Origin of the sequence: Devosia insulae DS-56 (assembly GCF_000970465.2) — a bacterium.
In the GTDB taxonomy this organism is placed as follows: Bacteria; Pseudomonadota; Alphaproteobacteria; order Rhizobiales; family Devosiaceae; genus Devosia_A; species Devosia_A insulae.
Genome location: NZ_LAJE02000324.1, coordinates 1 through 5,428 on the forward strand (window position 1 = coordinate 1; position 5,428 = coordinate 5,428).

Consider the following 5,428-nt stretch of genomic DNA (forward strand, 5'->3'; position numbering starts at 1 on the left):
CCCCCCACCCCTCCCCTCAAGGGGGAGGGGAGCAGAGGCCCACTGTGCCTGCATCGGCTTTCGCGCTAAGAGCACTGACCTCTCACCTCCAGTTGAAGTCCGATGGCCCCCACCACCTATGCCGGCCCGATCGCCGGCCTGCCCGACCAGACCACCCTCCACACCGGCCGCGCCGTATTCACCGAGGCCTATGCGGTGATTCCGCGCGGCGTCATGCGGGACATCGTGACCAGCTATCTGCCGCACTGGCAGGACACCCGGGCCTGGGTCATCGCCCGCCCGATGACCGGCTTCTCGGAGACCTTCTCGCAGTACATCGTCGAGGTGTTTCCCGGCGGCGGCAGCGACAAGCCGGAGCCCGATGCCGGCGCCGAAGGTGTGCTGTTTGTCGTCGAGGGACAGGCCACCCTCACCCTGGATGGCAAGACCCATCTGCTGAAGGCCGGCGGCTATGCCTTCCTGCCCCCCGGCACGCGCTGGGCGCTCAACAACAAGTCCGCGGCCCCCGTGCGCTTTCACTGGGTGCGCAAGCGCTACGAGGCGGTCGAGGGCATCGACGTGCCGGCTGCGTTCGTTGCCAACGAGCAGGACGAGCCGATCATCTGGATGCCCGGCACCGATAGCCGCTGGGGCACCACCCGCTTCGTCGACCCCACCGATGTGCGCCACGACATGCACGTCAACATCGTGACGCTCGAGCCCGGCGCAGTCATTCCGTTCGAGGAAACCCACGTCATGGAGCACGGCCTCTACGTGCTCGAGGGCAAGGCTGTGTACAGGCTCAACCGCGACTGGGTGGAAGTCGAAGCCGGCGATTTCATGTGGCTGCGCGCTTTCTGCCCGCAAGCCTGCTACGCCGGCCCGAACCGCTTCCGCTATCTGCTCTACAAGGACGTCAACCGGCACGCCAAGCTGGTACTATGAGCTCGCTGACGTCGCCTTGCTAAGGCTCGCGAGAAGCTCGTCGAGTTCATCCAGAGTCGCGTCGACCAGGTCGTCGGGCGGCAGCCGGCGCGCCTCGACCACCAGGTAGTCCCGATTGGCCGCAATCTCACCCCGCAGCTCGGCGAGGCGCGTCTCGGCGAGCTCGTATGCGTCGGAACCCCTGGGGTGCAGCGCGAGCTGTTCGGCCAGGTAAGTGGCGCGCAACTGCCACCCCTCGATATAGCGCCGATATGGTTGGATGAGCCTCGCCGCTTCGGTTTCGATGAGCGCATCGGTCGCGCCGGCGGATACAAGATGAATCTGATTGTGCATTCTCAAACCCGAAGCGCTTTCAGGAAAAGTTGTGAGACTTTTCCGTCCGAAAGCGCGACCAACATCATTACGTGATCGTGTCGGCGGACCGCCGACACGATCTAAGTGCCGAGCGCCACAACGTTTTCCTCGCCGCTTGGTTCAGCCCGCCACGCAGAAAATTGCTTGCGGCTGGTGACGGCGGCAGCCATCGTCGCCGACACGCGACAGGGAGAACGCGATTCAGATGACACGATTGAGAATGCTGGCCGTACTGGCCGTGCTGGCCTCGCCGGCGCTGGCCGAAGACCTGACGCCGCAGAGCTATCAGAACCTCCTCACCCCGCTGGTACAGGGCGGCAGCGACGTGCTGGGCGCGCCGCTCGCCTACCCCGCGGGAACGCCGAACGTCACCTCGGCGATCGTCACCGTGCCGGTTGGCGGTGAAACCGGCTGGCACGAACACGAAGTGCCGCTCTTTGCCTATATCCTCGAGGGCGAACTGACCGTCGACTATGGCACCAAGGGCAAGAAGACCTACCGCACTGGTGAAGCGGTGCTCGAGGCGGTCGGCTGGCCGCATAACGGCGTCAATACCGGCACCGTGCCGATGAAGCTGGTGGCGGTCTATATGGGCGGCGGTACCGCTGCCAACACCATCAAGGTCGACGCTTCGGCCAGCAAATAATCCAGCAACAGTCCTCGCCTAGCTTTCGGTCTCGCGAAGCAATTCGCCTCAGGGAGATCGCCATGGCCGACCGGTTGCCACCAGTGCCTCCAGCCCGACGCCCCGGCGTCGGCACTGGCCCCGCAATGGCAGCACTCGTGACCCTCTCGGCTTGCAGCGCTCAGGGCGCAGGTCCACGGGTCGACCTCGCACAGTTGACGACCCCGGTGGCGGCGGTCGTCAGCCCCCTGCTGCAGGCTCCAGCAGCGCCCTGATGCGCGGCGGTACCACATCCGGCCCGTAGATCTGCTGCAGGCGCTGCGCCAACGCGCGCAACACGTTGCCCTGATGGCGCAGATCCTCGTACTGCCGGACCGAGGTCATGAAGATAGATTCGAGCGTCCGGGTCGCCCCCTCCGGCCCGAGGCTGCTGATGAAGGCCTGGCCCGGGGGGGACAGCGGCTCATCTGCCGGAACGCAGAACGGCGCCACCGTGATCAGCGTTTGCGGCGAAGCCTCGTGCAACTGCTGCAGCGTGGCGCGGAGGCCTTTGCGATCCTCGGCCGCAAGCTTGCCGCCGCACAGCACCACGAGGGTATAGATCCAGAACTCGGTGCCATATTCGGCCATTTCGGCGGCACGTTCGATCAGGTCGATCCCCTCCGCCAGCCGGCCGCGCATCAGCCGCGCCTGCCCCAGAATGGCGAACGAAGCGGCGAACGCTGTGCTGGCCTCGAACGCCTCCTCGGCCAGCCGCTCCGCCATGGCCGTATGCCCGCGGGCGACGAACAGCAGCAGCTTTGCCACCGAGAGCTTCAGCATCGGGTTATCGGCGACGGCGGGCAATGCGCTCAACGCCGCGGCCTCGATCTCGTCTTCGATCGCGTTCCGCTCGGCGCCCGGCGAACTCTGGCCGTCCGTTCCCATGATCGCCTGCACGTAAAGGCTGAGCCCCCACATCAACCGCACCACCGGATCATTCGGGTTGGCGGCGAGGCTCGCCCGCACCTGCTCGAGGCCCTCGAGCCAACTGCGCGTGTCCGCGGTCAACAGCCGCCCGGCTTCGTGCATCGCCACATAAAGCGGCGGCGTTGCTGCGGCCGGTGCGTCCATCATCCCGAGCGCCTGCCGATGCCAGATCAGCGAACGGAACTGCTGCACCACGCCGGCCACCAGCGCCGTGACCTCATCGGGCGCTGCAACGGCCAGCCGCGACATGCCGATGACGTCGCCGCCCGGCATCTGCCGCAACACCAGGGCGCACTGCAACGCCTCGGCCGTCGGAAACACGCTGACTTCGAGGCTGAAGCGCGTCCGGGTCGGGCTTTTCGGAGAAAACTGTTCATCGAGGCGCACTGCCTCGTCCGGCGATGTCGCGGCATCGAGCAGCTGCACCAGCTCGCCCAGCATCCTCGCGGCCACCGGGGCGAATGCTCCGGCGCGCCCCATGCCATGCACCGGCCCGACCACCACCAGGGCATCGGCCGGCGCAGCGGGCTCTGCGACCCAGACATAGCCTTCGCCATACCGCGTGGCGATGAAGCGCGGCGAACGGGCTGGGTCACCCAGCTTGGCGCGCAGCCGGTTGATCAGGAAATCGACGTTCCGGTCGGACGCGTCCGAGCCGACACCTGAGATCGCATCGAGCAGCGCATTCCGCGTCAGCAGCCGCTGCGGGTGCGCCATGAACGTCGATAGCACCGTTCGTTCCGCGCGGGTGAAGGTGATTTCCCTGCCCCCCAGGTCTCGGGCCGAAAGCAAGTCCTCGTGGAAGACGAAACTGTTAAACTGATACTCTGCCATTATCTCTTTCAGTATTTCTCGAACGGCAACATGGCGCACTCATTTGCGAAACGCCAGCCACTGCGAGGCTTCCCCGGCGTGTCACATCGGCTAAATTCCGGGCAGTGAACGGGAGTCGAAATGACAGCCAGCCGAACCATCCAGATCGAGCCGCTGACGCGCGAGGCCTACGCCCCCTTCGGGCAGGTGATCGAAACCGCGGGCGCGCACCACTACCCCATCAATGGCGGGATGACCGAGCGCTACCATGATCTCGCCAAGGTCGAGCTTGGCGGGGTGCATGCCCGCCCGCTGGTCTCGATCGCCCGCGGCCAGCCTTACGCGCTGCCGCTGACGCTGAACATGGTGGAGCGCCACCCGCTCGGCAGTCAGGCGTTCTACCCGCTGTCGCAGCGCCCGTTCCTGTCCATTGTCGCGCCGGACGAAGGCGGCATCCCCGGGCTGCCGCGCGCCTTCCTCGCGGCCGCGGGCCAGGGCATCAATATGGCAATGAACACCTGGCACGCCGTTCTCACGCCGCTTGGCGAGACCGCCGATTTCCTGATCATCGACCGTGGCGGTGACGGCAACAATCTGGAGGAATACTTCTTTGCCGAGCCGTATTTGGTAGTGGCGACCGGTTCAATTCTTTACTGACCCGGCGGTTCAACGTCGCAACTGCGTTGCAATTGCTGCATAATCTGGCAGTACGGGTTGAGGTTGGAGGCATCACATGCGTATCGTTGTGGCGATGGTGGCACTGCTCTTGGCATTGGCGAGCCCGGCGCTCGCCGCCAAGGTGACGCTGAAGGGCGATGTGACCTATCGCGAGCGCATCGCGCTGCCGCCCGGCGGCACGCTGTCGGTGTCGTTGATCGACCTCGCAACGCCCGACCAGCCGCGCGTTTCCGCCAAAGCGCCGATCTCCAGCCCCGGCCAGGTGCCGCTCACTTTCACCCTCAATTTCGATGACGCCGTCATCGTCGCCGGCCACAGCTACGCGCTGGTCGCCGAGATCGCCGGGCCGGATGCCGTGTGGTTCCGCAATGCCGAGCCCTACGCCCTCGACCCGCTGGCCCCGGCCGCCCCGATCCTGATCATCGTCAACATCGTGCCGCAGGACGGGGAGCCCGTCGCGACGCCCGAGCCGGTGGTGGCGCCGGAGCCCTCGCCGATCCTCGATATCACCTGGCAGGCCGAGACCATCGGCGGCGCGCCATCAGCCCGCGGCATCGTCTCCTCCCTCTCCATCGCCTCCGACATGCGCGCCGGCGGCCGCGGCGGCTGCAACTCGTGGTTCGCCCAGGCCGAGGTCAATGCCGAACGGCTGATCTTCAGTGCCGTCGCCGCCACCCGCATGGCCTGCGTCTCCGACGAAGCCACCAAGCAGGAAGACAGCTTCTTCGCCGCCCTCGCCGCCACCCGCTTCTGGCGGCTCGACAAGGACCACCTGATCCTGCTGGACGCCGGCGGGGTGGAGCTGGCGAATCTCGGCAAGTCGCGGTTCTGACAGCGGCTGGCTGACCTCCGCGCCCTTCACCAACTCGGTGTCATCCCAGCGAACGCTGGGACCAATTTCGCCGCCCGCGCCGGTAGTGAGTTGGGTCCCAGCTTTCGCTCACTAGTGTCCGGGATTTTTGTTTGTTTGGGGTGGTGCAAGGCAGGCACCGCCAGGTGATCTGGCATAAAATCGAGTTGCGAGACTTGATTTGGAGCCTGCCATGCCATTTGAGCCTAATGGTT

General features: G+C 65.9%; 6 protein-coding genes. 4 read left to right on the forward strand and 2 right to left on the reverse strand.

Features of this window, described 5'->3' with window-relative positions:
• Positions 1-102 precede the first annotated feature (102 nt).
• On the forward strand, positions 103-924 hold the full coding sequence (locus VW23_RS21745) for a bifunctional allantoicase/(S)-ureidoglycine aminohydrolase (RefSeq protein WP_069911591.1): 822 nt from the start codon (positions 103-105) through the stop codon (positions 922-924).
• Here the strand turns inward: VW23_RS21745 and VW23_RS21750 are convergent.
• A complete protein-coding gene (locus VW23_RS21750; protein WP_069911592.1) occupies positions 919-1,257 on the reverse strand; it encodes a hypothetical protein in 339 nt (112 codons plus the stop codon). The two genes, VW23_RS21745 and VW23_RS21750, sit on opposite strands and share 6 nt — an antisense overlap.
• Before the next feature lie 226 nt (positions 1,258-1,483).
• On the opposite strand from VW23_RS21750, the gene VW23_RS21755 reads away from it, so the two are divergent.
• A complete protein-coding gene (locus tag VW23_RS21755) occupies positions 1,484-1,924 on the forward strand; it encodes a cupin domain-containing protein (RefSeq protein ID WP_069911593.1) in 441 nt (146 codons plus the stop codon).
• Positions 1,925-2,143: 219 nt separating this feature from the next.
• Here VW23_RS21755 and VW23_RS21760 read toward each other — a convergent pair whose 3' ends face one another.
• Positions 2,144-3,706, reverse strand: coding sequence for a winged helix-turn-helix domain-containing protein (locus tag VW23_RS21760; RefSeq protein ID WP_069911594.1), 1,563 nt, complete (start codon positions 3,704-3,706; stop codon positions 2,144-2,146).
• A 120-nt stretch (positions 3,707-3,826) separates the two neighbouring features.
• Here VW23_RS21760 and VW23_RS21765 point away from each other — a divergent pair, with 120 nt between their 5' ends.
• Positions 3,827-4,342, forward strand: coding sequence for an ureidoglycolate lyase (locus tag VW23_RS21765; protein WP_069911595.1), 516 nt, complete (start codon positions 3,827-3,829; stop codon positions 4,340-4,342).
• 76 nt (positions 4,343-4,418) lie between these two features.
• On the forward strand, positions 4,419-5,195 hold the full coding sequence (locus tag VW23_RS21770) for an META domain-containing protein (protein WP_069911596.1): 777 nt from the start codon (positions 4,419-4,421) through the stop codon (positions 5,193-5,195).
• Positions 5,196-5,428: the final 233 nt, after the last annotated feature.